Source organism: Streptomyces sp. NPDC059002 (assembly GCF_042740435.1).
Lineage (GTDB): Bacteria > Actinomycetota > Actinomycetes > Streptomycetales > Streptomycetaceae > Streptomyces.
Map to the genome: position 1 here is coordinate 1 of NZ_JBHYJI010000078.1, position 22,093 is coordinate 22,093.

At 73.2% G+C, this 22,093-nt stretch carries 20 protein-coding genes; 7 read left to right on the plus strand and 13 right to left on the minus strand.

Translation table 11 applies throughout. From position 1 onward, the window contains the following. Positions 1-6: 6 nt before the first annotated feature. Positions 7-1,095 (minus strand): LacI family DNA-binding transcriptional regulator, encoded by a 1,089-nt coding sequence (locus ACFWZ2_RS39250; protein ID WP_384554211.1) that lies wholly within the window; start codon positions 1,093-1,095, stop codon positions 7-9. Between the two features lie 213 nt (positions 1,096-1,308). Here ACFWZ2_RS39250 and ACFWZ2_RS39255 point away from each other — a divergent pair, with 213 nt between their 5' ends. Next, positions 1,309-2,736: an amidase gene (locus tag ACFWZ2_RS39255; RefSeq protein ID WP_384554213.1), complete on the plus strand. Its 1,428-nt coding sequence runs from the start codon at positions 1,309-1,311 to the stop codon at positions 2,734-2,736. 29 nt (positions 2,737-2,765) lie between these two features. Here ACFWZ2_RS39255 and ACFWZ2_RS39260 read toward each other — a convergent pair whose 3' ends face one another. Continuing rightward, positions 2,766-3,830 carry a glycosyl hydrolase family 18 protein gene (locus tag ACFWZ2_RS39260; protein WP_384554215.1) on the minus strand — a complete coding sequence of 355 codons (1,065 nt, stop codon included), beginning with the start codon at positions 3,828-3,830 and terminating at the stop codon, positions 2,766-2,768. 125 nt (positions 3,831-3,955) lie between these two features. Continuing rightward, entirely contained in the window at positions 3,956-4,834 is an 879-nt protein-coding gene (locus tag ACFWZ2_RS39265) for a TIGR02452 family protein (protein WP_384554217.1), read from the minus strand. A 159-nt stretch (positions 4,835-4,993) separates the two neighbouring features. Between ACFWZ2_RS39265 and egtA the strand changes: the two genes are divergently transcribed. The 4 genes from egtA to egtD are packed head-to-tail and all read left to right on the plus strand — an operon-like array spanning position 4,994 to position 9,409. Beyond that, complete coding sequence (egtA, locus tag ACFWZ2_RS39270) at positions 4,994-6,358, plus strand: ergothioneine biosynthesis glutamate--cysteine ligase EgtA (RefSeq protein ID WP_384554219.1); 1,365 nt, start codon at positions 4,994-4,996, stop codon at positions 6,356-6,358. Continuing rightward, positions 6,355-7,695 (plus strand): ergothioneine biosynthesis protein EgtB, encoded by a 1,341-nt coding sequence (gene egtB, locus ACFWZ2_RS39275; protein WP_384554220.1) that lies wholly within the window; start codon positions 6,355-6,357, stop codon positions 7,693-7,695. The genes egtA and egtB overlap by 4 nt, the downstream gene beginning before the upstream one ends. Continuing rightward, a complete protein-coding gene (gene egtC / locus ACFWZ2_RS39280; protein ID WP_384554221.1) occupies positions 7,695-8,450 on the plus strand; it encodes an ergothioneine biosynthesis protein EgtC in 756 nt (251 codons plus the stop codon). The genes egtB and egtC overlap by 1 nt, the downstream gene beginning before the upstream one ends. Next, entirely contained in the window at positions 8,447-9,409 is a 963-nt protein-coding gene (gene egtD, locus ACFWZ2_RS39285) for an L-histidine N(alpha)-methyltransferase (protein WP_384554222.1), read from the plus strand. The genes egtC and egtD overlap by 4 nt, the downstream gene beginning before the upstream one ends. A gap of 73 nt (positions 9,410-9,482) precedes the next feature. On the opposite strand, the gene ACFWZ2_RS39290 is transcribed toward egtD, so the two are convergent. Next, positions 9,483-10,763 carry an extracellular solute-binding protein gene (locus ACFWZ2_RS39290; RefSeq protein WP_384554224.1) on the minus strand — a complete coding sequence of 427 codons (1,281 nt, stop codon included), beginning with the start codon at positions 10,761-10,763 and terminating at the stop codon, positions 9,483-9,485. 196 nt (positions 10,764-10,959) lie between these two features. Here ACFWZ2_RS39290 and ACFWZ2_RS39295 point away from each other — a divergent pair, with 196 nt between their 5' ends. After that, complete coding sequence (locus ACFWZ2_RS39295) at positions 10,960-11,175, plus strand: dodecin (RefSeq protein WP_384554225.1); 216 nt, start codon at positions 10,960-10,962, stop codon at positions 11,173-11,175. A 260-nt stretch (positions 11,176-11,435) separates the two neighbouring features. Here ACFWZ2_RS39295 and ACFWZ2_RS39300 read toward each other — a convergent pair whose 3' ends face one another. Further along, positions 11,436-11,924 carry an HAD family acid phosphatase gene (locus ACFWZ2_RS39300; protein WP_384554226.1) on the minus strand — a complete coding sequence of 163 codons (489 nt, stop codon included), beginning with the start codon at positions 11,922-11,924 and terminating at the stop codon, positions 11,436-11,438. A gap of 47 nt (positions 11,925-11,971) precedes the next feature. Here ACFWZ2_RS39300 and ACFWZ2_RS39305 point away from each other — a divergent pair, with 47 nt between their 5' ends. Beyond that, positions 11,972-13,153 (plus strand): MsnO8 family LLM class oxidoreductase, encoded by a 1,182-nt coding sequence (locus tag ACFWZ2_RS39305; protein WP_384554228.1) that lies wholly within the window; start codon positions 11,972-11,974, stop codon positions 13,151-13,153. Here the strand turns inward: ACFWZ2_RS39305 and ACFWZ2_RS39310 are convergent. The 8 genes from ACFWZ2_RS39310 to ACFWZ2_RS39345 all read right to left on the minus strand — a co-directional run bounded on the left by ACFWZ2_RS39310 (position 13,096) and on the right by ACFWZ2_RS39345 (position 22,093). Then, a complete protein-coding gene (locus ACFWZ2_RS39310) occupies positions 13,096-14,346 on the minus strand; it encodes an ABC transporter permease (RefSeq protein WP_384554230.1) in 1,251 nt (416 codons plus the stop codon). The genes ACFWZ2_RS39305 and ACFWZ2_RS39310 overlap by 58 nt on opposite strands. Next, positions 14,343-15,101, minus strand: a complete 759-nt coding sequence (locus tag ACFWZ2_RS39315) for an ABC transporter ATP-binding protein (protein ID WP_384554231.1) — start codon at positions 15,099-15,101, stop codon at positions 14,343-14,345. The genes ACFWZ2_RS39310 and ACFWZ2_RS39315 overlap by 4 nt, the downstream gene beginning before the upstream one ends. Further along, entirely contained in the window at positions 15,098-16,498 is a 1,401-nt protein-coding gene (locus ACFWZ2_RS39320; protein ID WP_384554233.1) for a peptidoglycan-binding protein, read from the minus strand. Before ACFWZ2_RS39320 ends, ACFWZ2_RS39315 begins: the two co-directional genes overlap by 4 nt. Further along, entirely contained in the window at positions 16,495-17,058 is a 564-nt protein-coding gene (locus ACFWZ2_RS39325; RefSeq protein WP_384554235.1) for a hypothetical protein, read from the minus strand. Before ACFWZ2_RS39325 ends, ACFWZ2_RS39320 begins: the two co-directional genes overlap by 4 nt. 176 nt (positions 17,059-17,234) lie before the next feature. Continuing rightward, the gene (locus ACFWZ2_RS39330; RefSeq protein WP_384554237.1) at positions 17,235-18,602 is read right to left on the minus strand and encodes a cation:proton antiporter; all 1,368 of its coding nucleotides are present in this window, start codon (positions 18,600-18,602) and stop codon (positions 17,235-17,237) included. A gap of 6 nt (positions 18,603-18,608) precedes the next feature. Next, positions 18,609-19,145 (minus strand): flavin reductase family protein, encoded by a 537-nt coding sequence (locus ACFWZ2_RS39335; protein ID WP_384554239.1) that lies wholly within the window; start codon positions 19,143-19,145, stop codon positions 18,609-18,611. A 48-nt stretch (positions 19,146-19,193) separates the two neighbouring features. Then, positions 19,194-20,807, minus strand: coding sequence for a tryptophan halogenase family protein (locus ACFWZ2_RS39340; RefSeq protein WP_384554240.1), 1,614 nt, complete (start codon positions 20,805-20,807; stop codon positions 19,194-19,196). Positions 20,808-20,896: 89 nt separating this feature from the next. Further along, positions 20,897-22,093 carry a cytochrome P450 gene (locus ACFWZ2_RS39345; protein WP_384554242.1) on the minus strand — a complete coding sequence of 399 codons (1,197 nt, stop codon included), beginning with the start codon at positions 22,091-22,093 and terminating at the stop codon, positions 20,897-20,899.

The window sequence follows — 22,093 nt, forward strand, 5'->3', positions numbered from 1 at the left end:
CCCCACCTACCCTTGAACCCAAACCCCCCCCCCTCGGCCCGGGGGGCCGCCCGGGGCTGTCCCGCGGCCCGCGGGGCCCCCCCCGCCCCAGCCGGGCCGGGCCCCCACTTCGGGTTCGGCCCCCGGGTCGCGCACCACGCGGTCGACGAGTTCGGCGAGGCTCGGCCCCGAGGGCAGCTCTATGCGGACGGTGCTGAGCCGGGGCCGCAGGAGCCTGCCGAGCATCAGGTCGTCGGAGCCGATGACGGCCGTGTCGCCGGGTATGTCGATGCCTTCGTCCTGGAGGGCCCGCATCAGCAGCATGGCGTACTCGTCGTTGTACGCGAAGACGGCGTCGACGCCGAGGCCGCGCCAGCGCGCCGCGAGCCGGGCGGCCGACTCCTCGCTGTGGGCGAGGGGGATCTCGGTGACCGACGCACCCGCGGTCGCGGTGGCGTCGACCGTCTCGCGCAGGCCCTCGACGCGGGGCCGCCAGAACATGTCGAGACCCGGCTCCGTCGGCACGATCGCGCCGATGCGGCGCCGCCCGCGCGCGAGGAAGTGCAGGGCCGCGGCCTCGCCCACCCTGCGCCCGTCCATGAGGAGCGCGTGCGCGCCCTCGACCCGCTGCGGGCCGAGCGTGAAGACGGCCCTCGCGCCGGAGCGCTTGAGGACGGTGACGCCCCGGGGTCCGAGCGCGGACGCGTCGGGCGCGAGCACCGCGACCGGGCGCAGCTCCGCCCAGGCGCGCGCGGCGTCCTCGCCGGTCAGGCCGAGGCTCGCGTACTGCACGACGGTGTAGTCGAGACGGCTGAGCGCCCACTGCAGTTCGTTGAAGAACTGGCTGAACAGGGGGCCCATCGGGATCTCCGAGGTGGGCATGAGCACCATGCGGCTGTGTCCTGCGCGCAGGCTGCGGGCCGCGGCGTGCGGGACGTACCCCAGTTCCCTCGCGGCATCGTGGACGCGGCGGCGGGTGGGCTCGCTGATCCGGACGGCGCTGGCGTTGTTGAGGACGTACGAGACGGTGGCGCGGGAGACCCCGGCCAGGCGGGCGACGTCGGCGCTCGTCGGCACGGAGCGCTGCGATGGCTGCTGCTTCGGTATCTGCACCATGACATGGGCATCCTCGCAGACGGTGGCGGGGCGCCCGCAGGCGGGCGGTGGGGGCGCGCACGCGCCGGACCGGAGGCGCGGCCGTGCCGCGGAGCGTGCGGGCACGCCGCGCACCGGCCCGGCCTCGGCACACAACGCGCCTGCGCGCATTCCCCGTTGGCCTGCTCGCCGGTTACCGTGCGGGCACCCGTCGTCGAACGAAGGTGCCCCCACATGACTGCCGACCGTGCCGAAGGACTGGCGCGCACCGCCCGCGCGCTGGCCGATGGAGAGGTCTCCTCGCGTGCGCTGACCGAGCGGACCCTGGCCAGGATCGACGCGGCGCAGCCCGTGCTCAACGCGTTCAAGCTGGTGCGTGCCGAGGCCGCGCTGGCCGAAGCGGACGCCGCCGACCGGGAGTTGGCGGCGGGCGGGCCCTTCCCCGGGCGGCCCCTGCTCGGCGTGCCGCTGGCCGTCAAGGACGACATGGACATCGCGGGCGAGCCCACCGCGTTCGGCTGCAGGGGCCCCTTCCCGCCGAAGACCGAGGACTCCGAGGCCGTACGCCGGCTCCGGGCGGCCGGTGCCGTGCTCGTCGGGAAGACGAACAGCTGCGAGCTGGGGCAGTGGCCCTTCACCGAAGGGCCCGGGTTCGGCGACACCCGCAATCCGTGGAACTCCGGTCATACGCCCGGGGGTTCGTCGGGCGGCTCGGCGGCCGCGGTCGCCGCGGGGCTCGTGCCTGCCGCGCTCGGCTCGGACGGCGCGGGCTCGGTGCGCATCCCCGCGGCCTGGACCCATCTGGTCGGCATCAAGCCGCAGCGCGGGCGGATATCGACGTGGCCGTGGCCCGAGGCGTTCCAGGGCATCACCGTCAACGGACCGCTCGCACGGACCGTCGCGGACGCCGCGCTCCTGCTCGACGCGGCGAGCGGCAACCACGCGGGCGATCTGCACCGGCCGCCCGCCGTGCGCGCCGCCGACGCGGCGACGCGCGACCCGGGGCGGCTGCGCGTCGCGCTCTCCCTGCGCATGCCGTTCACGGCGACGCCCAAGCGCCTGCACCCCGTGGTGCGGGACCGGGTGGTGGCGCTCGCGGAGCGGCTCGCCGCGCTCGGCCACGACGTGGCGGAGGCCGATCCGCGCTACGGCCAGATCGGGCTCGCCTTCGTCCCGCGCGCCACGGCGGGCATCGCCGAGTGGACGCGGCACGTGCCCGATCCGGCGCTCCTGGACCCGCGCACGCGTGAAGCCGCCCGCATGGGGCGGCTGTTGGGCGGCGCGCCGCTGCGGCTCGCACGCCGTTCCGAGGCCGCGCTCCACCGCAGGGTGGGCGCCCTCTTCTCGACGTACGACGTGGTGATCGCGCCGACGACGGCCACTCCCCCGCCGCGCGTCGGCACGCTCGCCGCCATGAACGGCTGGCGCACCGACCGGGCGATGATCGCGGCCTGCCCGTACGCGTGGCCGTGGAACGTGCTGGGCTGGCCCGGCGTCAACGTCCCGGCGGGACGCACGCCGGGCGGCCTTCCGGTCGGCGCGCAGCTGCTCGGGCCCGCGGGCAGCGAGCCGCTCCTGATATCCCTCGCCGCGCAGTTGGAGGCGGACCAGCGCTGGTACGAACAGTGGCCGACGGCAGAAGCCGCGCTGTCACGTCCCTGAGGCGGTGGTCCCCGCCTCCCCGGCATGGATCACTTCGCGAGGACCCGCCACAGCCCGGGGTCCTCGAAGCCGAGTGCCCACAGGGCGGTGTTGGTCACCCCGTACCGGCGCAGCACGGGCAGGTGGGCCGCGGTCCCCCGCGCGTCCTGGTACCAGACCGTCCTGCGTGTCCCGCCGTCCTTGTACGTGAAGTGCGGGGTGCTGGACGCGGGGTCGATGCGGTAGGGCGCGCCCACCTTGCGGCGCAGCGCGTCGGCCTCCTTGGCGGTGAGGTGCCGGGCGCGCTGCCGCTTGCCGACGGCCCAGTCCCAGCCGTAGGCGGGCAGGGCCATCTCCAGCTTGTGGCGCGGGACTTCGGCGGTCGCGCGGCGCAGGATGTCCGCGTACCAGGCGGGCGTGGAGAGCGGGCCCGGCGGGCCCTCGGCCCAGTGCAGGTTGTACGCCATGACGCGCAGCCGGTCGACGGCCGCGCCGAGCCGCCGGTAGTCCCAGACACGGCCGGTGCCCGCGGTCTTCGGGGAGACCGTGACGACGCACTGCTTGCGCAGGGCGTGCAGCTGGCGGCAGAGGTCGGTGACCAGCGTCGCGTAGCCCGCGCGGACCTTCTTGTAGGCGGCGTCGCCGGTCGGCGCGATGGTCTCGTAGTCGAGGTCGAGTCCGTCGTACGCACTGCCGCGCACGATCCTCAGGAGTGCCTTGATGTGCGTGGCGCGGCGACCCGGGTCGGTGACCACGGCGGCGAGTGCGCCGGGTGCCATCTTCTCCATGACGGTCGGCACGACCTTGATGCCCGCCTTGTGCAGCCCGTCGACGACACGCCGCTCGCCCGCGCCGGGATGCGGGGCGACACGCCCGGCGGCCTTCGCCTCGAACCAGAACGGGCTGACGGTGTGCAGCTGGTCGGCGTGGCGCAGGGCGCTCCGGTAGGCGGCGTCCTGGTCCCAGTACGGGAGCCAGGCGGATGCGGTGCGGGGTGGCGGGGCGGCGTGCGGGGGTGGCGAGGAGTCGGTGACGGCCGGTACGGGAGCGAGCACCGAGCCCGCGACGGCGAGGACGACGAGGGCCCGGGCCTTGCGCATGTGTCGTAGCACCATGGACCGAGCCTGCGGGTCATCCGGCGTTCCCGCTCAGCGGATTGGGCCGGACAGGTTCCACGGTGACACGTGCGACTGCCTTCACCGATGACCGGCACCTGTCCGATGCGGGCGAAGCCGCGGACTCAGCGAAGCCGCGAACTTGGGGCAGGGTGCCGATCGGCAACGGCCCTTGGGACCGCGAGGGACGCGAACGCCTCCTCGAAGGCGCCGCGTGTCACCGCGCCCTTCGTGCGGTCGAGCACCCCGAACACGACGTGCTCGAACTGCCCGGCGAACCGGCCGCCCTCCCCGAGCAGCGCGCGGAAGGCGCCCGCCACCTGCGCGGGGTCGTTCATGAAGACGCCGCAGCCCCACGCGCCGAGCACCAGGCGGTGGTAGCCGCAGGCGGCGGCCGTCTCCAGGACGCGTTCCGCGCGCGCCGCGACGGCCGCCGGGATCGCGGCCGTGCGCTCGGGGTTCCGGCGCCTGATCACCCCGGCGTTCGGCGCGGCCGAGGTGAGGAAGCCGACGGTGTACGCCGTGTCGAGCAGGCTCCCGCGGTCGTCGCGGAAGACGGGGACGGCGGGCGAGTGCAGGACGCGGTCGCTGTAGAACGGGTCGCGGTCGGCGCGGTGGTGGTCGTAGAACGCGCGGGCCTGGAGCAGGCAGGTGTACAGGGCGGAGGCGCGGCACAGCGCCTCCTCCTGGGCCTGGGCGCCGTTGAGGTAGCCGCCGCCGGGGTTGCGCGCGGACGAGAAGTTGAGCACCGCGACCGGGGAGCCCGCGCCGTCGGTGAGTCTGCGGGCCGCCTCCAGGCTGCTCTCGCCCGTGACCTCGCATACCGTGGGAACGGGCGTACGAGGCGGCACATCCACCGGTTCGGGACCGAACATCCGCGTGCCCGCGCGGGCCGCCGCCACCGCGTCGGCGATCCTCACCTCCCGGCCGTCCCGCCCGGCGTACGCGCCCGCCGCGACGATCCGCTCGGTCTCCTGCGCCTGTGCGCGCAGCCGGGCGCTCATGCGCTCCGCCCCGTGTCGTTCATGAACGCATGGTGAGCCCAGGGCGTCGGGCGGCACAACAGAATTCCCGGTGCGCGAAAGGCTTTAGGGGCACTCTTGTGCGAACGCCCTTGAGGGTTTTGGGTGTTACGAGCACCACCGACTGGAAGGATCCCCGTCATGCCAGAGGGAGACTGTACGAAACTCGGCGCACCTTCGCGCGCCAAGGCCCTGGACACGGTGACCGAGGCGGAAGTGGAGGCGCTGGTCCGCGGCATCTGCTTCAAGACAGGACCACCCCGCACCACCGGCGTGGAGCTGGAATGGCTCGTCCACGAACCGGGGCTGCCCCACGAGCCCGTACCCACCGCCCGCCTCGAAGCGGCCTACGCCGCACTGCGGGCCCTGCACCTGCACTCGGTCATCACCGTCGAACCCGGCGGCCAGCTGGAGCTCAGCTCGCTTCCCGCCGCATCCCTGATGGAGTGCATATCGGCCATGCGGGCCGATCTCCGCGTCGTCCGTGACGCGTTGCGCGACCACCACCTCACCCTCAGCGGCGTCGGCGCCGACCCATGGCGGCCGCCGGCCAGAATCCTGCACGAGCCGCGCTACGACGCCATGGAGTCCTGCTTCGACCGCGCGGGGCCCTCCGGCCGCCGCATGATGTGCTCGACCGCGTCCGTGCAGATCTGCCTGGACGCCGGGCACGAGGAGCCGGGACCGCTCGGCTACGCGCGGCGCTGGCGGCTCGCGCATCTGCTCGGGCCCGTCCTGGTCGCCGCGTTCGCCAACTCGCCGCTCCAGGACGGCCGCAGCACCGGCTGGCGGTCCACCCGGCAGGCCATCTGGGCGGGCATCGCACCCGGCAGGTCCGGCGCCCCGCCGCTGGACGGGGAGCCGCGCGAGGCATGGACCCGGCACGCCCTCGACGCGCCGGTCATGTGCGTCAGGGACCTCGGCGACCCGCAGGGGCGGGCCCCGTGGCCCGTCCCCGAAGGGCTCACCTTCCGGTCGTGGACCCGCTCCCGGGCGCCGCGCGCGCCCACCCGCGGCGACCTGGACTACCACCTGACCACGCTGTTCCCGCCGGTCCGCCCCCGCGGCCACCTGGAACTGCGCATGGTCGACGCGCAGCCCGGCGAGGACGGCTGGATCGTGCCGCTCGCCGTCACCGGCGCCCTGTTCGACGACCCGGCGGCGGCCGAGACCGCGTACCGCGCCGTCAAGCCGCTCGCCGAACGGTACGGGCCGCCGGGCTCGCCCGCCGCGCCGCACAGCCCGCTCTGGCTGGACGCGGCACGGCACGGGCTCGCCGACCCCGAGCTGCGCGAGGCCGCCGTCAGCTGCTTCGCCGCGGCCGTCGACGCGCTGCCCCGGATGGGCGTGGGCACGGACGTCAGGGACGCCGTCGCCACCTACGGCGCCCAGTACGTCGCGCGCGGCCGCTGCCCCGCGGACGACCTCCTGGACGGACTGCGCGCGACCGGCGCGCCCGGCCGCCCCCCACTCCACGACGCACCCGGGAAGGACGCCCGCCGATGACCGGCCCCTCCACCGACCCCGAAGCCCTGCGGGAGCGCGCGCACGCCGCGCTGCTCACCGCACGGGACCGCACCATCCTCCTCACCACGTCCGTCGACGACTCCGAACTGACCGCGCAGCACTCGCCGTTGATGTCGCCCCTGGTCTGGGACCTCGCGCACATCGGCAACCAGGAGGAGCAGTGGCTGCTGCGCGCGGTCGCGGGCCGCGACGCCATGCGGCCCGAGATCGACCCGCTGTACGACGCCTTCGAGCATCCCCGCTCCGAACGGCCGAGCCTTCCGCTGCTCGCGCCGTCCGAGGCCCGCGGCTATGCGGCCGAGGTGCGCGGGCGCGCCCTCGACGTCCTGGAGAAGACGCCGCTGCACGGCTCTCCGCTGACCGATGCCGGGTTCGCGTTCGGCATGATCGCGCAGCACGAGCAGCAGCACGACGAGACGATGCTGATCACGCATCAGCTGCGCTCCGGACCCACGGCGCTCACCGCACCGGACCCCGCGCCGCCCGGCGCGCCGTTCACCGGCCCCGCCGAAGTCCTCGTCCCCGGCGGCCCGTTCACGATGGGCACGTCCACCGAACCATGGGCCCTGGACAACGAACGACCGGCCCACCACCGTCTCGTACCGCCCTTCTTCATCGACACCACACCGGTGACGAACGCCGCCTACCAGCGGTTCATCGAGGACGGCGGCTACGAGGAAACACGCTGGTGGGCCCCGGCGGGCTGGGCGATGGTCCGTCGGAACGGCCTCGCCGCACCGCTGTTCTGGCACCGCGAGGGCGGCCAGTGGCTGCGGCGCCACTTCGGGACGGTGGAGCAGGTGCCGCCCGACGAGCCGGTCCTGCACGTCAGCTGGTACGAGGCCGACGCCTACGCGCGCTGGGCGGGCCGGCGCCTGCCCAGCGAGGAGGAGTGGGAGAAGGCCGCCCGCCACGACCCGGTGGCCGACCGTTCGATGCGCTACCCGTGGGGCGACGCCGACCCCACCCCCGAGCGGGCCAACCTGGGCCAGCGCCATCTGCGCCCCGCCCCGGCAGGGAGCTACCCCGCGGGCGAATCACCGCTCGGCGTACGCCAGTTGATCGGCGACGTGTGGGAGTGGACGTCCAGCGGCTTCCTGCCCTACCCGGGCTTCGCCGCGTTCCCCTACCGCGAGTACTCGGACGTGTTCTTCGGCGGCGACTACAAGGTGCTTCGCGGCGGCGCCTTCTCCGTCGACGCGGTGGCCTGCCGCGGCACGTTCCGCAACTGGGACCATCCGGTGCGGCGGCAGATCTTCTCCGGGTTCCGCACCGCACGCGACGCCAGTCCCGATGTGGCAGGGGCGGCCCTCTGATGTGCCGTCATCTGGCCTTCATCGGCCCGCCCGAGCCGCTCGGCAGCCTCCTCGTCGAGCCCCCGCACAGCCTCTACCGCCAGTCCTGGGAGCCGCGGCGCCAGCGGCACGGCACCGTCAACGCCGACGGTTTCGGCGTGGGCTGGTACGCCGACGGCGACCCGGTGCCCGCCCGCTACCGGCGCGCCGGGCCGATCTGGGGCGACCAGTCGTTCGCCGACCTCGCCCGGGTCGTCCGCACCGGGGCGCTGCTCGGCGCGGTCAGGGACGCCACCCTGGCGGGCGCGGACGGGGAGGCGGCGGCCGCCCCGTTCGCCGCGGGGCCCTGGCTGTTCAGTCACAACGGCGCCGTCGCGGGCTGGCCCCGCTCCCTCGCGCCGCTCGCCACCCGGCTGCCGCCCGCCGAACTGCTCTCGATGGAGGCGCGCTGCGACTCCGCCCTGGTGTGGGCGCTCGTCCTGCACCGGCTGCGGCGCGGCGACGAGGAGGGGCAAGCCCTCGCGGACACCGTCCTGGAGGTCGCGGAGGCCGCCCCGGGATCGCGTCTCAACCTCCTGCTCACCAATGGCGACATGATCGCCGCGACCGCCTGGGGCGACACCCTCTGGTACCGCGCCGAGCCCGACCGCCGCACCGTCGTGGCCTCCGAGCCCTACGACGACGACCCGCACTGGCGCGAGGTGCCCGACCGCACCCTGCTGGCCGCAAGCCGCACCGACGTACTGCTGACCCCGCTCAAGGAGCCCACCGCGTGAGCCCGTTCCTGCTGACCCGCACCCTGCCCGAGGACGCCACGGACGCCGCGCTGCGCGCCGACGTCCTGCACGGCCTCACCGCCACCCCGAAGTCCCTGCCGCCCAAGTGGTTCTACGACGCGCGCGGCAGCGCCCTCTTCGAGGAGATCACCACCCTGCCCGAGTACTACCCGACGCGCGCCGAGCGCGAGATCCTGGTCACCCGCGCCGCGCGGATCGCCGAGGTCACCGGCGCGCGGACGCTGATCGAACTGGGCTCGGGCTCCTCGGAGAAGACCCGTCACCTCATCGACGCGATGAGCACCCTGCACACCTATGTCCCCGTGGACGTCAGCGCGAGCGCCCTGACCGGCGCGGGGACCGCGCTGCTCGCCCAGCGTCCCTCGCTCGACGTGCACGCCCTGATCGCCGACTTCACCCACGGCCTCACCCTGCCCGACACGCCAGGACCGCGTCTGGTCGCCTTCCTCGGCGGCACGATCGGCAATCTGCTGCCCGCGGAGCGCGCGGCGTTCCTGGCCTCCGTGCGCGCGTTCCTGTCCCCCGGCGACATGCTCCTGCTCGGCACGGACCTGGTGAAGGACGCATCGGTGCTCGTCTCCGCGTACGACGACGGGACCGGTGTCACCGCGGCCTTCAACAAGAACGTCCTGACCGTGATGAACCGCGAACTGGAGGCGGACTTCGATCCGACGGCCTTCGAGCACGTGGCCGTGTGGGACCGCGAGCACGAGTGGATCGAGATGCGGCTGCGCTCCACGGCCGACCAGACGGTGAAGATCCCCGCGCTCGGCCTGGCGGTCGACTTCACCGCGGGCGAGGAACTGCGCACGGAGGTCTCGGCGAAGTTCAGGGAGGACGGCGTACGGGCCGAACTCGCCGCCGCGGACCTGAAGCTGACGCACTGGTGGACGGACGAGCGGGGGCGCTTCGCGCTGTCCCTCAGCACCGCTTCGTAACCGCTTCGTAGCGCCGGGAGGGGGCGGGCGGGGGCCGGATACGGGATGCCCGTACCCGGCCCGCCCTCCGCTCTCACGGCCCGGTGACGTCGAGCGCCTCGGTGATCCGGCGCGAGGCCTTGCGTGCCTCGGTCGCCGGGTCGCCGCCGGTCAGGACCCTGGTCATATAGCCCTTGATGGGGTTGTCCGCCTCGACCTCGGCCCAGCGGGGCGAGTTGGGGGTGGCCCGGCCGTTCGCCGCGCCGACCGCCATCGCCGCGACGCCCGCCTCGCCCGCGACGGCCGGGGCCAGCTTCGCCTTGTTCGGGACGTAGTTCATGGTGCGGGCCAGGTCGGTCTGCCACTTCTTGCCCGCCAGGGCCTCGATCACCTCGACGGCCCCCTCGTGGTCGTCGCTGCGCTCGGGCACGACGAGGTCGGAGCCGCCGGTGAAGACCGTGCCGGGCCTGGCCGCCGTCTTGCCGGGGATGGGGAAGTAGCCGAGCTTGCCCTTCAGTTCGGGGCTCTTCTCCTCGATGGCCCTGGCCGCGCCGGGGACGGCGACGATCTGCGCGACGTCGCCGCCCGCGAACACCCCGGCCTGCGCCGGATGTTCCTCGTCGGCGTCGCGCGGCCCCTCGCCGAGCGCCTGAAGCCGCCGGTAGAACTCCATGCCGCGCAGCGCGGCGGGCGAGTGCAGCGCGCCCTTCCACTCCCCCGACGACTCCTTGGCGAGGTCGCCGCCCTCGTCCCAGATGAACCCGGAGAGGGTGTACCAGTCCTGGCCCGCGAGGTAGATGCCCTGCTTGCCGCCGGTGTTGAGCTTCTCCGTGTCCGCGAGCCATTCGGCGCGGGTGCGCGGCGGGCGCTCGATGCCGGCCTCGGCGAACAGGTCCTTGTGGTAGATGACGACGCGGTTCGCGGCGTACCAGGGGATGCCGTACTGGGCGTTGTTGAAGCGTCCTGGCTCGGCGAGGCCCGGCAGCCAGTCGTTGACGCCGAGGTCGCGCGCGGACTCCAGCGTCAGGTCGTACAGGCCGCCCTCGTCGACGTACTGCGCGACCTGGGTGTTGCCGACCTCGATGACGTCGGGTCCTTCGCCGCTGTCGTCCTTGAGCGCCTTCTTGACCTTGGCGCCGATGCCGGTCCATTCCTGGATGCGGACGTCCAGGTCGATGGAGCCGTGCTCCTTCTCGAAGTCCTCGGTGAACCGGTCGACGAACTCCTGCGACGCGCTGCCCCGCATCAGCCAGAGGGTGACGGTCCTGCTCTCCTCGTCGTCGGACAGCAGCCCGCATCCGGCGAGCAGGGTGGCGGAGGCGAGGACGAGGGCGAGGGGCGCGGTGGGACGGCGGCGGGGCTTCACGTGGGTCACTTTCTGCCTGCGGACAGGGAAGGGCGGGCCCGACGCGGGGGGTGAGCACGAATACTCGAACGGGTGTGGCTGGATTTTGGTCTGTACCAATGGGTCGGTCAAGGGGTCTGCGCCACCTCGCGCATGCGGACGCCCTGGGGCACGGTGGAGTGACGGCACTCCACGACGTCACCCCACGGCCGGGAGGAATCCCCTCATGTCGGACCACACCTATCGCGTCACCGAGATCGTCGGCACCTCGCACGAGGGCGTCGACCAGGCCATCCGCAACGGGGTCGCCCGCGCGGCGCAGACACTTCGAGGGCTGGACTGGTTCGAGGTCACGCAGGTGCGGGGGCACATCGAGAACGGGGAGATCCAGCATTATCAGGTGGGCCTGAAGGTTGGGTTCCGCCTGGAGGACGGGGCGTAAGCGCTGCGCGGGGCGGGGGGGGCAACTGGGCGCCGTCGTTCACTGCGGGTCCGCCGTGGTTGCTCGCGCAGTTCCCCGCGCCCCTGACGGCACCGTGGTTGCTCGCGCGGTTCCCCGCAGCCATGGAAGTCCCTCACGGGGCTTCCAAGCGGCCTTGTGGAAGTTCGCTGCGGTTCGGGTGCGCCCCCGAAGGGGCGCGGGGAACTGCGCGACCAGCCACGACGCACCCGCAGATGTGGACCGCATTTCCCGCGGAGCGCTTAGGTGCGGCCCTCGCGTTCCTGGGCGTCCTTCAGGTCCTCTGACGTGTTCGCCCAGTCCGCCCGTACGACCCTGAAGCCCGCCCGTTCCGCCTCGTCGCAGACCAGGTCGTCGTCGTCCACGAGCATGCGGATCTCCCGCTTGCGGGCGAGGTCGCGCAGGACCTCGAGCTTGGTGCGGCGGGCCGGGCGACGGTCGTCGTTGCGGCGCATCCGGATGCGGCCCTTCGGCAGGCCCTGGCGGGTCAGCCACTCCTCGGTGTCCGTGCGGCAGCGTTCGGGGCGGCCCGTCAGATAGACGACCTCGCACTCCGCCGCGCTCTCCAGGGCCAGCTCGACGCCCCGCGGCAGGGGCGGGTCCTGGGGAGCCGCCGCGAAGAACGCGTTCCAGTCGCGCGGCGTGCGCTCCAGGAAGCGCTGGCGGTGCGCGGTGTCCGCGAGCGTCCCGTCGAGGTCGAAGACGGCGAGGGGTCTGTTGTCCGGTGTCACGTCGCCAGCGTAGGGAATGCGGGCGCCGCCCACGCGTTGAACCCTTCGTGAGCTCAGTGATCGCGGGCACCCGCTTCTCCGTCCTCGACCGTTCGCGCACCCGGGAGGGGCACGACGGTCCTTCGGCGCTGCGCGACACCGTGCGGCTCGCCCAGGATCTTGAGGCGCTCGGCTACCACCGCTTCTGGGTCTCCGAGCACCACGGCGTCCCGGGCGTCGCGGGCTCCGCGCCCACCGTCCTCGCCGCGGCGGTCGCCGCGGCCACGAGCCGCATCCGGGTGGGCACCGGCGGCGTGATGCTGCCGAACCATCAATCGCTGGTGGTGGCCGAGCAGTTCGGGGTTCTGGAATCGCTCTTCCCCGGCCGGATCGACATGGGGCTCGGGCGGTCCGTCGGCTTCACGGACGGCGTGCGCAAGGCGCTGGGCAGGGACAAGCACGACGCCGAGGACTTCGCGGCGCAGCTGACCGAGCTGCTCGGCTGGTTCCGCGGCACGTCGGACACCGGGGTGCGGGCCAGGCCCGCCGAGGGGCTCGCCGTGCCGCCGTTCGTGCTTGCCGTCGGCGAGGGCGCGACGATCGCGGGCCGGGCGGGGCTCCCGCTGGTCATCGGGGACATCAAGGGCCGCGAGAAGATGCTGCGCGGCATCGACGAGTACCGCGCGGAGTTCCGGCCCTCGGCGTGGTCCACCGAGCCGTATGTGGTGATCGCGGGCAGCATCGCCGTCGCCGGGTCCGAGGACGCGGCCCGCCGTCTGCTCGTGCCGGAGGCGTGGTCGATGGCGTACTCCCGTACGCACGGCACGTTCCCGCCGCTGCCGCCCGCCGAGCGGGTGGCCGGTCTGACGATGACGGAGAAGGAGCGCGGCTTCTACGAGTCGGGCCTGCGCGGTCATGTGCACGGCACGGAGGAGCAGGTCGCCGACGGGCTTGAGCGGGTCATCAAGGAGAGCGGTGCGCAGGAGGTGCTCGTCACGACCAGTACGTACGACCGTGCGGGCCTCCTCGACTCCTTCCGGCGGCTGGCCCGCGTGGCCGGTCTCACGGCGGCCCGAGCGCCCGCGCACGAGGTCCCGCCCGCGGCGCACGCCGGGATCGGCCCGGACGGTGGCGCGGGCGGGCGCGGCGCCCCCGTGGCACGGGGGACGAATCCAGCAGGAGCACCGCGGTCTCAGGTGGTGGCGAGCGCCTCGGTCGGGGGCAGCCTCGCGGCCCGTACGGCCGGGTAGAAGCCGGCCAGGCCGCCGATGATCAGCGTGGCGCCGACGCCACCCGCCATCGCCCACACGGGTACGACGGAGGGCCAGCCCTGGTAGGCCGCGTAGCCGCCGGTGACGCCGATGCCGAGGAGGACCCCGCCGAGCCCGCCGAGGGCGGACAGGAGCAGTGCCTCGGCCAGGAACTGGGTGCGTATCTGGCCGCGGGTGGCCCCGAGGGAGCGGCGCAGGCCGATCTCGGAGCGGCGTTCGAGGACGGAGATCACCATGGTGTTGGCGACGCCGACGCCGCCCACCAGCAGCGCGACCCCGCCGAGGCCGAGCAGCAGTCCGCTGAGGGTGTCGTCGGTGGCTTCCTTGGCGGCCAGCGCGTCCGAGGGCCTGGAGACCTCGGCCTCGCTGGGCGTCTCGGGGTTGGCGGTGGCGCCGAGCACGGCCTGTACGTCGCCGACGGACGATTCGTCGGCGCGCGTGTAGATCGTGGTCGGGTAGCCGTCGAAGTCCAGTTCGCGCTCCGCGACGGGCCAGCCGACCAGGGCCGTGGAGTCCAGGGCCGGGATCAGCTCGTTGGACGCGAGCAGGCCGACGACGGTGAACCACTGCCCGTCGAGCCACACCTTCACGTCCTCGCCCGCCCGGTGCACACCGAGCTGCTCGGCAGCCTTGGGGCCGAGCACCACGGCCGGATAGCGGCTGTTGGCGGCGTTCAGCCAGCGGCCGTCGACGATCTTCGCGCCGACGGATTTCGGCAGGTCGGTGCGGGCGGCGGCGACGGTGAGGCCGCCGGTCTCCTGCTTGGGCGTGTAGTTGTTGCGGTAGACCTTGGCGTCCGTCCTGCCGATGGCCGAGACCGACTCGACGTGCTCGACGTTGCCGATCATCTGCACCGATTCGGCGGGCAGATGGGCGTCGTCGCCGCTGAACGAGGTGCCGGGGGTGACGGTGAGCAGATTGGTGCCCAGGGCCGCGAGCCGCCGGTTGAGGTCCTCGGAGGACGACGTGGAGATGCCGACCACACCGACCATGGCGGCGATGCCTATCGCGATGCCGAGCGCCGAGAGGAACACCCGCATCGGGCGCGAGCGCAGTCCCGAACCGCCGACCCGCAGCACATCGGCCGGGTTCATCCGGGCGGGCCTCGGCCGCTTGGGCGGCGCGGAACCCGCCGCGGGCGCCAGCTCCTCGGTCGCGTTCACGGTGCTCATCGCAGGGCCCCCTCGGGTACGAGGGCCGAGGAGTGGCCGTCGGCCGCGTCGCCGGAGTCGTGCTCGATCCGGCCGTCCTTGACCCGCACCTCGCGGGGCAGGTTCGCGGCGATGTCCCGGTCGTGCGTGATGACCACCACCGTCGTGCCCGCCTCGTGCAGTTCGTGGAGCAGTTCGATCACGACGGCGCCGGACCGCGAGTCCAGGGCTCCCGTCGGTTCGTCGGCCAGCAGCAGCGGCGGGTCGCCGAGCACCGCGCGGGCGATCGCGACGCGCTGTTTCTCGCCGCCGGAGAGCTGGTGCGGCTCGTGGTAGAGCCGGTGGCCGAGGCCGACCCTGCGCAGCGCGCGCTCGGCGAGGCGGCGCCGTTCGGCCCGCGAGCGGCCGCTGTACAGCAGTCCGTCCGCGACGCTGTCCAACGCCGGTACGCCGAAGGCCAGATGGAACTGCTGGAAGACGAAGCCGATGGTGCCCGCGCGCAGTGCGGACAGTTCGCGGTCGCTGAGACCGGCGACGTCGTGGCCGTCGATGCGCACCATGCCGGCCGACGGGCGGTCCAGGGTGCCCATGATGTTGAGCATGGTGGACTTGCCGGAGCCCGAAGGGCCGACGATGGCGAGGAGTTCACCGCGCCGGATGACGAGGTCGGCGCCGCGCAGCGCGGCCACGTCCCCGTAGGTCTTGGACACCCCTGCCAGCTCGACCACCGGCCGGGCGGCGGACGGCGCGGGCGTTCCTGGCGTCTGCGAGGTCACTTGGGAACCCCCACGACGGTGCCTTCCTTGATGCCGGTGCCCGACACCTCGACCTTGCCGTCCGCGAACATGCCGAGCTTGACCGGGACGTACTTGGTGCCGTCCGCCGTGACGACCTCCACGGCGTAGCCTCCGCCGCGCCGGGCGACCAGGGCGTTGACGGGGACCACCAGGACGTCCTTGCGGGACTCGGCCTTGAGGGTGACGTCGACGGCGGCGGCCTGGTAGCGGCCGAGGCCCTTCTGGTCCTTCACCGTCAACTCGACGGGCAGGGTGACGTCGTTGTTGCTGTTGTCGTTGCCGCTGTCGCCGCCGCTGCCGGAGTCACCGGAGTTGTCCTGCGGGGTGGTGGGCGTCCCGATATCCGTCACCTCGGCCTGGACCGTGGAGTTGTCGGGGAGCTTGACGGTCGCCTTGGTGCCCTTCTCCACCAGGTCCTCGAACTGCACGTCGAGGTCGACGCCGACGGTGCGTTCGGTGCCGGTCCAGGTGAGGACGTTGCCGGTAAGGGCGGCGCCGGTGGTGGTCTTCAGGTCCGCGACGCGCCGTGCGCCGTCGGCCACGACGGCGTCCCCGGGCCGCACCGTGCCGGTCTGCTTGCGGTTCAGGTCGTCCTGCCACTCCTTGACGGCGTCGGCGGTGTCGGAGGTGTAGGTGTCATCGGCCGTGAAGCCGGTGTAGCCGAGCGCGCGGAGGTTCTTCTCCAGCATCGTCACGTCGGCGCCCTCGCTGCCGTCCTGAAGGGTGCGGTAGAGCGGGAACGAGCCGTACAGCAGCGGGACTTGGCGCTGGTCGACGCGGTAGACGGGGTCGCCGCGCCGGACGACCTTGCCCTCCTCGGGCAGCCAGGTGATCGTGCCGCTGCTCGCTTCGGCGCCACTGGCGCCGCCCTGCCCGTTCTGGCCGCTCGCGGTGGAGCCGGACGCGGCCGGGGCCTGGACGGTCGTCGCGTCGCCGTAGCCGAGGTTGCCGTCCACGGTCTCGGAGTCGGTCAGCGTGGTCCGCTGCACCTTCGCCGTCGCGGGCGGCCCGGAGGGCGCGGCGCTCGCGGAGCCGCCGCCGTCGCCGCCGAGCGAGCCGGTGGCCGCGATGCCCGCGGCCGCCGCGACGGTGATCGCGGCGAGGACGACCAGCGAGGTGCGCAGCGGGCGGTGCCTGCGGCCGCGGTGCGACGCCTCGTCGTCGGTGCCCTCGTCGTCGCCGTCGCCGCCCGCGGCGAGCTCGCGCACGCCGCCTTCGGGACGTTCCGCGACGGCCGTTTCGGGCCGTTCGCCGTCGCCCGACGTGGTGAGGACGCCGGTCCGCGCGTTCGCCACCTCGCCGGAGCCGTGCCGTTCCAGGGCGCCCGAGGACTCGCCGCGCGCCGGCAGGGACTCGCTGTCGTCCGGAGTCGTCACTGGGGGCCTCCTCCGCCACCGAACTGGACGCTGCCGCCCGGGTACTTGCTCTGGCACTTCTGCATGGCCTCGCGGAACTTCGGGTCACCCGGGTCCACGCCCGCGCCCATGATGTCGATGACCATGCTGGAGCCGTTGACCTCGGGGTCGGGGAACTTCGGCACGCCGTTCTTGCGGATGCACTTGGCCCAGGACGCGACCTTGGCCGAGTCGAGGGTGCCGCCGCCGCCCGGGCCACCGCCGCCGCCGGGACCCTGGCCCTGCGGGGCCTTGTCCTGGCACGCCTTGGCCGCGTCCTTGAACGCCTGGGAGTTCGGGTCGACCCCGTCGTCCGGGCTGAGCCGGATGCCGCCGCCGTCGGGCTGCGGGTCCGGGAAGTTGGGGACCCCGTTGGCCCGCATGCACTCGGAGTAGGCGAGTGCGCGGTCGGCGGGGGCCGAGCTTTTGCTGGACGACGCGGCGGACGAGTCGCCCGAGCACGCCGTCAGCAGGGTTCCGGTGAGAAGAGCCGATGCCGCAAGGAGCGACCGTGCGACGGCTCGCTTGTGTGAGATGAACATGGGCCCAAGTTCTACGCAGCGGGCGGTCACACCGCGGGCACAGAACCGGCCGTCCACACAGTGCGCTGACGGGGTCGGATTCCGGCCCCGGGCAGGCCGAACCGCCGCGTGCCGAGGGCAGCGCGGCAGTTCCGCTTGCGGGTCCCCGCACCCCGGCGCCGGGGCCTTGCGCCCCGTCAGGGCCCGGCCCGCTCCGGGCTCCCCCGCACCGGTGCCGCCCCGCTCCAGCCGGTCAGCCGGAGTTCTTCCTCGCGGGTGCAGTCGATGCGTTTCATGGCGGCCTTGAGCAGCGGCGGGGCCATCACGGAGGTCACCACGGCGACCAGGACGACGATCGTGTACGTCCTGGTGTCGAGGATGCCGAGCCGCAGCCCGACCATCGCCACGATCACCTCGATGACGCCGCGGGCGTTCATGCCCGCGCCGAGCGCGAGGGCCTCCCAGCGGCTCAGCCTGCTCAGCCGCGCGCCGATGTAGGCGCCCGCGAACTTCCCGAGGACCGCGGTCGCGAGCACGATCAGGGCGGCCGCGAGCACCGGGGGTTCGGCGAGGGCCCGCAGGTCGATCCGCAGGCCCGCCGTGGCGAAGAAGACGGGGGCGAGGACGGCGAGGACGACCATGCGCAGCGATGCCGTACGCGAGCGGTCGAACTCCCCGCTGGAGCCGATCAGCAGGCCGCAGAGGTAGGCGCCGAAGACCGCTTCCAGGCCGAGGGCCTGGGTGCCTGCCGCGGCGAGCACGATCATCGCGGCGGCCGCGGAGACCGTCCGTTCGTCCGAGCCCTTGCACAGCCGCAGCGCGAGACGCACCACGGGGCGGCCGAGCAGCGCCGCGACGACCAGGACGAGCAGCAGCGAGCCGATGGCGTGCCCGAACACCCCCGCGCTCAGCCCGCCCACGGTCATCGCGGAGACGACGGAGAGCATGAGCCAGCCGAAGGTGTCGTCGATCATCCCCGCGGCCAGGGTGAGCTGGCCGACGTCGCGGTGGATGAGGTTCATGTCCATCAGCGTCTTGGCGATGACCGGGATGGCGCTGACGCACATGGCCACGCCCAGGAAGAGCGCGAACATCTGCCGGTCGGACGCGCCGATGTCGAGCATGCGCGCCAGCGGGTAGCCGAGGCCGATGCCGAGGGCCAGCGGCACGAGAAGCCCGGCGAGGCTGACGCGCAGCGCGGTGCCGCCCCTGCGGCGGATCATCCGCAGGTCCATCTCGATGCCGGTGAGCCCGACGAGCAGCAGCACCGCGATCTGCCCGACGGCGTCCAGGAGATGGACCTGGGCGGGCTCCGCGGGCAGCAGCCAGGCCGTGGCGCCCGGCGCGAGCCAGCCGAACAGCGAGGGGCCGAGCAGCACCCCCGCGCCCAGCTCCCCGACGATCGCGGGGAGTCCGCAACGGGCCGCAAGCCTGCCCAGCAGGATGGCGAGCAGCAGGAGCACCCCGACCTGGAGCAGGAAGACCAGCAGGGGGTGCGCGGCGATCGGCGGTACGGGCGCGGCCGACACCACGTCGGCCGCCGTGGGCACTGCGGCGCTCCGCATGACCCCTCACCCCTCCCGTTCGCCGCCGCCCCGGGATTCACCGACCGCGGCCGGGACGCCCGGGGACCATTCGCCGTACCTGCGGAAGCCGTAGAGCAGCGCGCTCTCGCGGCCGAAGCGGCCGAAGCGTTCGACGGCGCGCACCGTCCCGACGACGATCACGTGGTCGCCCGAGGGGTGGGTGCGCGCGACGGTGCATTCGGCGACGGCGTGCGCGGCCTCGATCAGCGCGGGGCTTCGGGTGCGTCCCGCGGGCCGCCAGGCGACCTTGTCGAACCGGTCGGGCGCCCCCGAGGCGAACAGCGCGGCGACCCAGTCGGCGTCGCCGTGCAGCAGGTTCACCGCGAACGCCCCGCTGGAGAGCACCGCGCGCAGCGTGGGGCTCTCCGTGCGCAGGCACATCAGAAGCGTCGGCGGGTCCACGCTGAGGCTGCACAGCGACGAGCACGTCATGCCCCGGGGCGCGGCGCTGCCGTCCCTGGCGGTCACCACCGAGACCCCGGTGGGGAACGACGCCATCATGTCGCGGAACTCGGTGTCCATCCGTCCCCGTTCCTTCCCCTGAGCCACCGGACGGGTCATGCGCCCGGGTCACACCCCGTCGCGCATGCGGCGGAAGTACTCGTTCTGTGTCGGCAGCGTCCGCACCAGGTGCCGTGCCTTGTCGCGGACCGCCTGGAACTCGGCGAGCGCGTCCTTCTCGTCGATCAGGTCGAGGGCGGGCGACGGCCTGACGTCGATGCCGCCGGTGCCCAGGAGGATGCAGTTGTACGAGTAGGGCGGCAGGCCGTGGTAGCGCGGGTAGACCGTGCTGGCGTCCGGGACCTTGCTCTCCCACTTCTCCAGGCGTTCGGCGAGCGCGTCGGGCACGGTGCGGGTCTTGGTGTCCCGCCAGTACTGGTTGTCCGCACGTCGTGCGCCCCGGTAGTGCAGGACGAGGAACTCCCGTACGCCGTCCATGACGTTCATCAGCGCGCCGTTGTACTGCTCGCGCAGCGAACGGTCCCAGTCGACGGCCGGGTAGTACTTGACCAGCTGCTCGATCGCGTAGTGGATGAAGAAGATCCCGGTGGACTCCAGCGGCTCGACGAAGCCGCTGGACAGGCCGATGGCCACGCAGTTGCTGACCCAGGAGCGGCGGCTGCGGCCGATGCGCATCCTGATGTGGTTGGCGGGCACGTCGGCCGCGGCGGGCCCGACGAACTCGCGCAGCGTGCGTTCGGCCTCATCGGGGTCGGTGTAGTCGCGGGCGTAGACGTAGCCGGTGCCGATGCGGCTGATGAGCGGGATGGTCCAGATCCAGCCCGCGTCCTGCGCGGTGGCCGTGGTGCACGGCCGGATCGGGTCCTTGTCCATGTCCATCGGCACCTGGAGGGCGACCGCGCTGTCGTTGGGCAGCGTGTCCTGGTACGACACGAACGGCTCTTCGAGCGCCTTGTTGAGGAGCAGCCCGCGGAAGCCCGTGCAGTCGACGAACAGATCGCCCGCCAGGCGGCCGTGCCCCGCGGTGGTCACGTGCGAGATCCAGCCGCGCTCGTCGAGACCGACGTCGAGGACGTTGTCGACGAGGTGCCGCACGCCGCGGTCCGTGGCGTACTTCGTCAGGTACTTGGCGAGCAGATGCGCCTCGAAGTGGTAGGCGTAGGGGAATTGGGCGCCCTGGTACTCGGCGATCGTGTTCGGCAGATCGTCGGACTCGACGAACTCCTGCTCAAGGAGCCGGTTGTCGAGGTAGCGCGGGTTGCGGTTGGCGTCGATCAGTGAGGCCATCACGAAGCAGTCCGTGTCGAACCGTTCGCTGCCCGGGTAGCGCAGCCACCAGTCGGTCAGCGGGAATCCCTTCACCGACCTCAGCTGCTCGAAGGGGTGGTAGAAGTGGTGGCCGGGCTCGCGCCAGTTCTCGAAGCGGACCGCGAGTTTGTACGTCGCGTTGCAGGCGGGCATCCAGTCGCGCTCGGCCAGGCCGAGGAACTCGAAGAAGTGCCTGATGTCGCTGAACGTGGCCTCGCCGACGCCGATGGTGCCGACGTCCGCCGACTCCACGAGCGTGATCCGCACCCGGTTGCCGAACGCCGCCGTCAGATACGCGGCGGTCATCCAGCCCGCCGTGCCGCCGCCGACGATGACGACGTCGCGGACCGCGTCCGGCGAGCCGTTCGTCGCCTGGCCGGATGTCTCCGGGCTGCCTGTGCCTGGACCGTTCATGATGTCCCCACCCCTGTCTCCCTGTTGAGCACGACGTTGAACACGACGTTGAGCACGACGATCTCCTCGGTGGTGCGCGCCCTCTCCTGTCACCAGGCCACCAGCAGGCGTTGCACGCCGTACGCGGTGGACCTGTCCCGGAACACCACGTCCCGCGCGGGTTCCGCGAGGCGGAGCGCCGGGCAGCGCCGCAGCAGTGCCGCGAAGGCGATCCGCAGTTCCTGCCGGGCGAGGGCGGCGCCCAGGCAGTGGTGGATGCCGTGGCCGAAGGCGACATGGGCGACCGGCTCGCGCGTGAGGTCGAGGCGGTCGGGCAGCGCGGTGAGCGCCGGGTCGCGGTTGGCCATCGGGATCGAACAGACGACGGTGTCCCCCGCCTTGATGTACCGGCCCGCGACGGTGACGTCCTCGAGCGCGGTACGGGGCGTGGGCGCGTGCGGCACGGACAGATAGCGGAGCAGTTCGTCGACCGCGGCGTCCGACCGCGCGGGGTCCTCGCGCAGCGCCGCCAGCTGGTCGGGGTGTGCGAGCAGGGCCAGCGTGCCGAGGCCGATCATGCCCGAGATGTTGTCGAGCCCCGCGAGCATCAACAGGACGCAGACTCCGCGCAGTTCCTTGTCGGTGAACTCCTCGCCGTGGTCGCGCACCAGCATCCCGATGAAGCCCTCGTCGGGGTCGGCGCGCCGGCGTGCCACGAGTGCGGCGAGGTAGCGGGTGAACGCGGTGCCCGCGGCCGCGCGCCGCTGCCGTCCCTGGCCGGTCGCGAGGTGCTGGTGGCAGCGGCGCAGGAAGTCGTTGCGGTCGTCGCGGGGCACTCCGATCAGTTCGCACAGGACCGCGCCCGCGATCGGCTCCGCGAACTGTTCCACCAGGTCGGCCGGGGGCCCCGCGCGTTCCATGAGGTCGAGGCGTTCCGCGACGATCTCCTCGATGCGCGGTTCGAGCCTGCGCATGCGCCGGTGGGTGAACTCGGGCGTGAGCATCTTCCGCAGCCGGGTGTGGTCGGGCGGGTCGTAGTCCATGAGCTGCCCGACGGCCTCGTCGGGCCGGTACTCCGCGGACCCGGCCGTGCCGACGCGGCGGCGGGTGGAGAACCGGACGTGGTCGCCGAGGACCTGGCGCACCTCCTGATAGCCCGTCACCAGCCAGACCCTGCCGCCGTCGGCCCGCGGGTCGTCGTCGAGCGTGATGACGGGCCGGTCCTCGGTCAGCCCGCGCAGCTCGTCGGCCGGGTCGAAGCCGGTCCTGCGGGTGTGCACGGGGATGGTCGCGCGCTCCTGCGGCAT

Coding starts and splice junctions, on each gene's coding strand:
- egtB (WP_384554220.1), top strand. CDS start 6,355: ATGACCGGCCCCTCCACCGACCCCGAAGCCCTGCGGGAGCGCGCGCAC.
- ACFWZ2_RS39260 (WP_384554215.1), bottom strand. CDS start 3,830: ATGGTGCTACGACACATGCGCAAGGCCCGGGCCCTCGTCGTCCTCGCC.
- ACFWZ2_RS39325 (WP_384554235.1), bottom strand. CDS start 17,058: ATGTTCATCTCACACAAGCGAGCCGTCGCACGGTCGCTCCTTGCGGCA.
- ACFWZ2_RS39265 (WP_384554217.1), bottom strand. CDS start 4,834: ATGAGCGCCCGGCTGCGCGCACAGGCGCAGGAGACCGAGCGGATCGTC.
- ACFWZ2_RS39310 (WP_384554230.1), bottom strand. CDS start 14,346: ATGAGCACCGTGAACGCGACCGAGGAGCTGGCGCCCGCGGCGGGTTCC.
- egtC (WP_384554221.1), top strand. CDS start 7,695: ATGTGCCGTCATCTGGCCTTCATCGGCCCGCCCGAGCCGCTCGGCAGC.
- ACFWZ2_RS39255 (WP_384554213.1), top strand. CDS start 1,309: ATGACTGCCGACCGTGCCGAAGGACTGGCGCGCACCGCCCGCGCGCTG.
- ACFWZ2_RS39340 (WP_384554240.1), bottom strand. CDS start 20,807: ATGAACGGTCCAGGCACAGGCAGCCCGGAGACATCCGGCCAGGCGACG.
- ACFWZ2_RS39345 (WP_384554242.1), bottom strand. CDS start 22,093: ATGCCGCAGGAGCGCGCGACCATCCCCGTGCACACCCGCAGGACCGGC.
- ACFWZ2_RS39335 (WP_384554239.1), bottom strand. CDS start 19,145: ATGGACACCGAGTTCCGCGACATGATGGCGTCGTTCCCCACCGGGGTC.
- ACFWZ2_RS39295 (WP_384554225.1), top strand. CDS start 10,960: ATGTCGGACCACACCTATCGCGTCACCGAGATCGTCGGCACCTCGCAC.
- ACFWZ2_RS39250 (WP_384554211.1), bottom strand. CDS start 1,095: ATGGTGCAGATACCGAAGCAGCAGCCATCGCAGCGCTCCGTGCCGACG.
- egtA (WP_384554219.1), top strand. CDS start 4,994: ATGCCAGAGGGAGACTGTACGAAACTCGGCGCACCTTCGCGCGCCAAG.
- ACFWZ2_RS39330 (WP_384554237.1), bottom strand. CDS start 18,602: ATGCGGAGCGCCGCAGTGCCCACGGCGGCCGACGTGGTGTCGGCCGCG.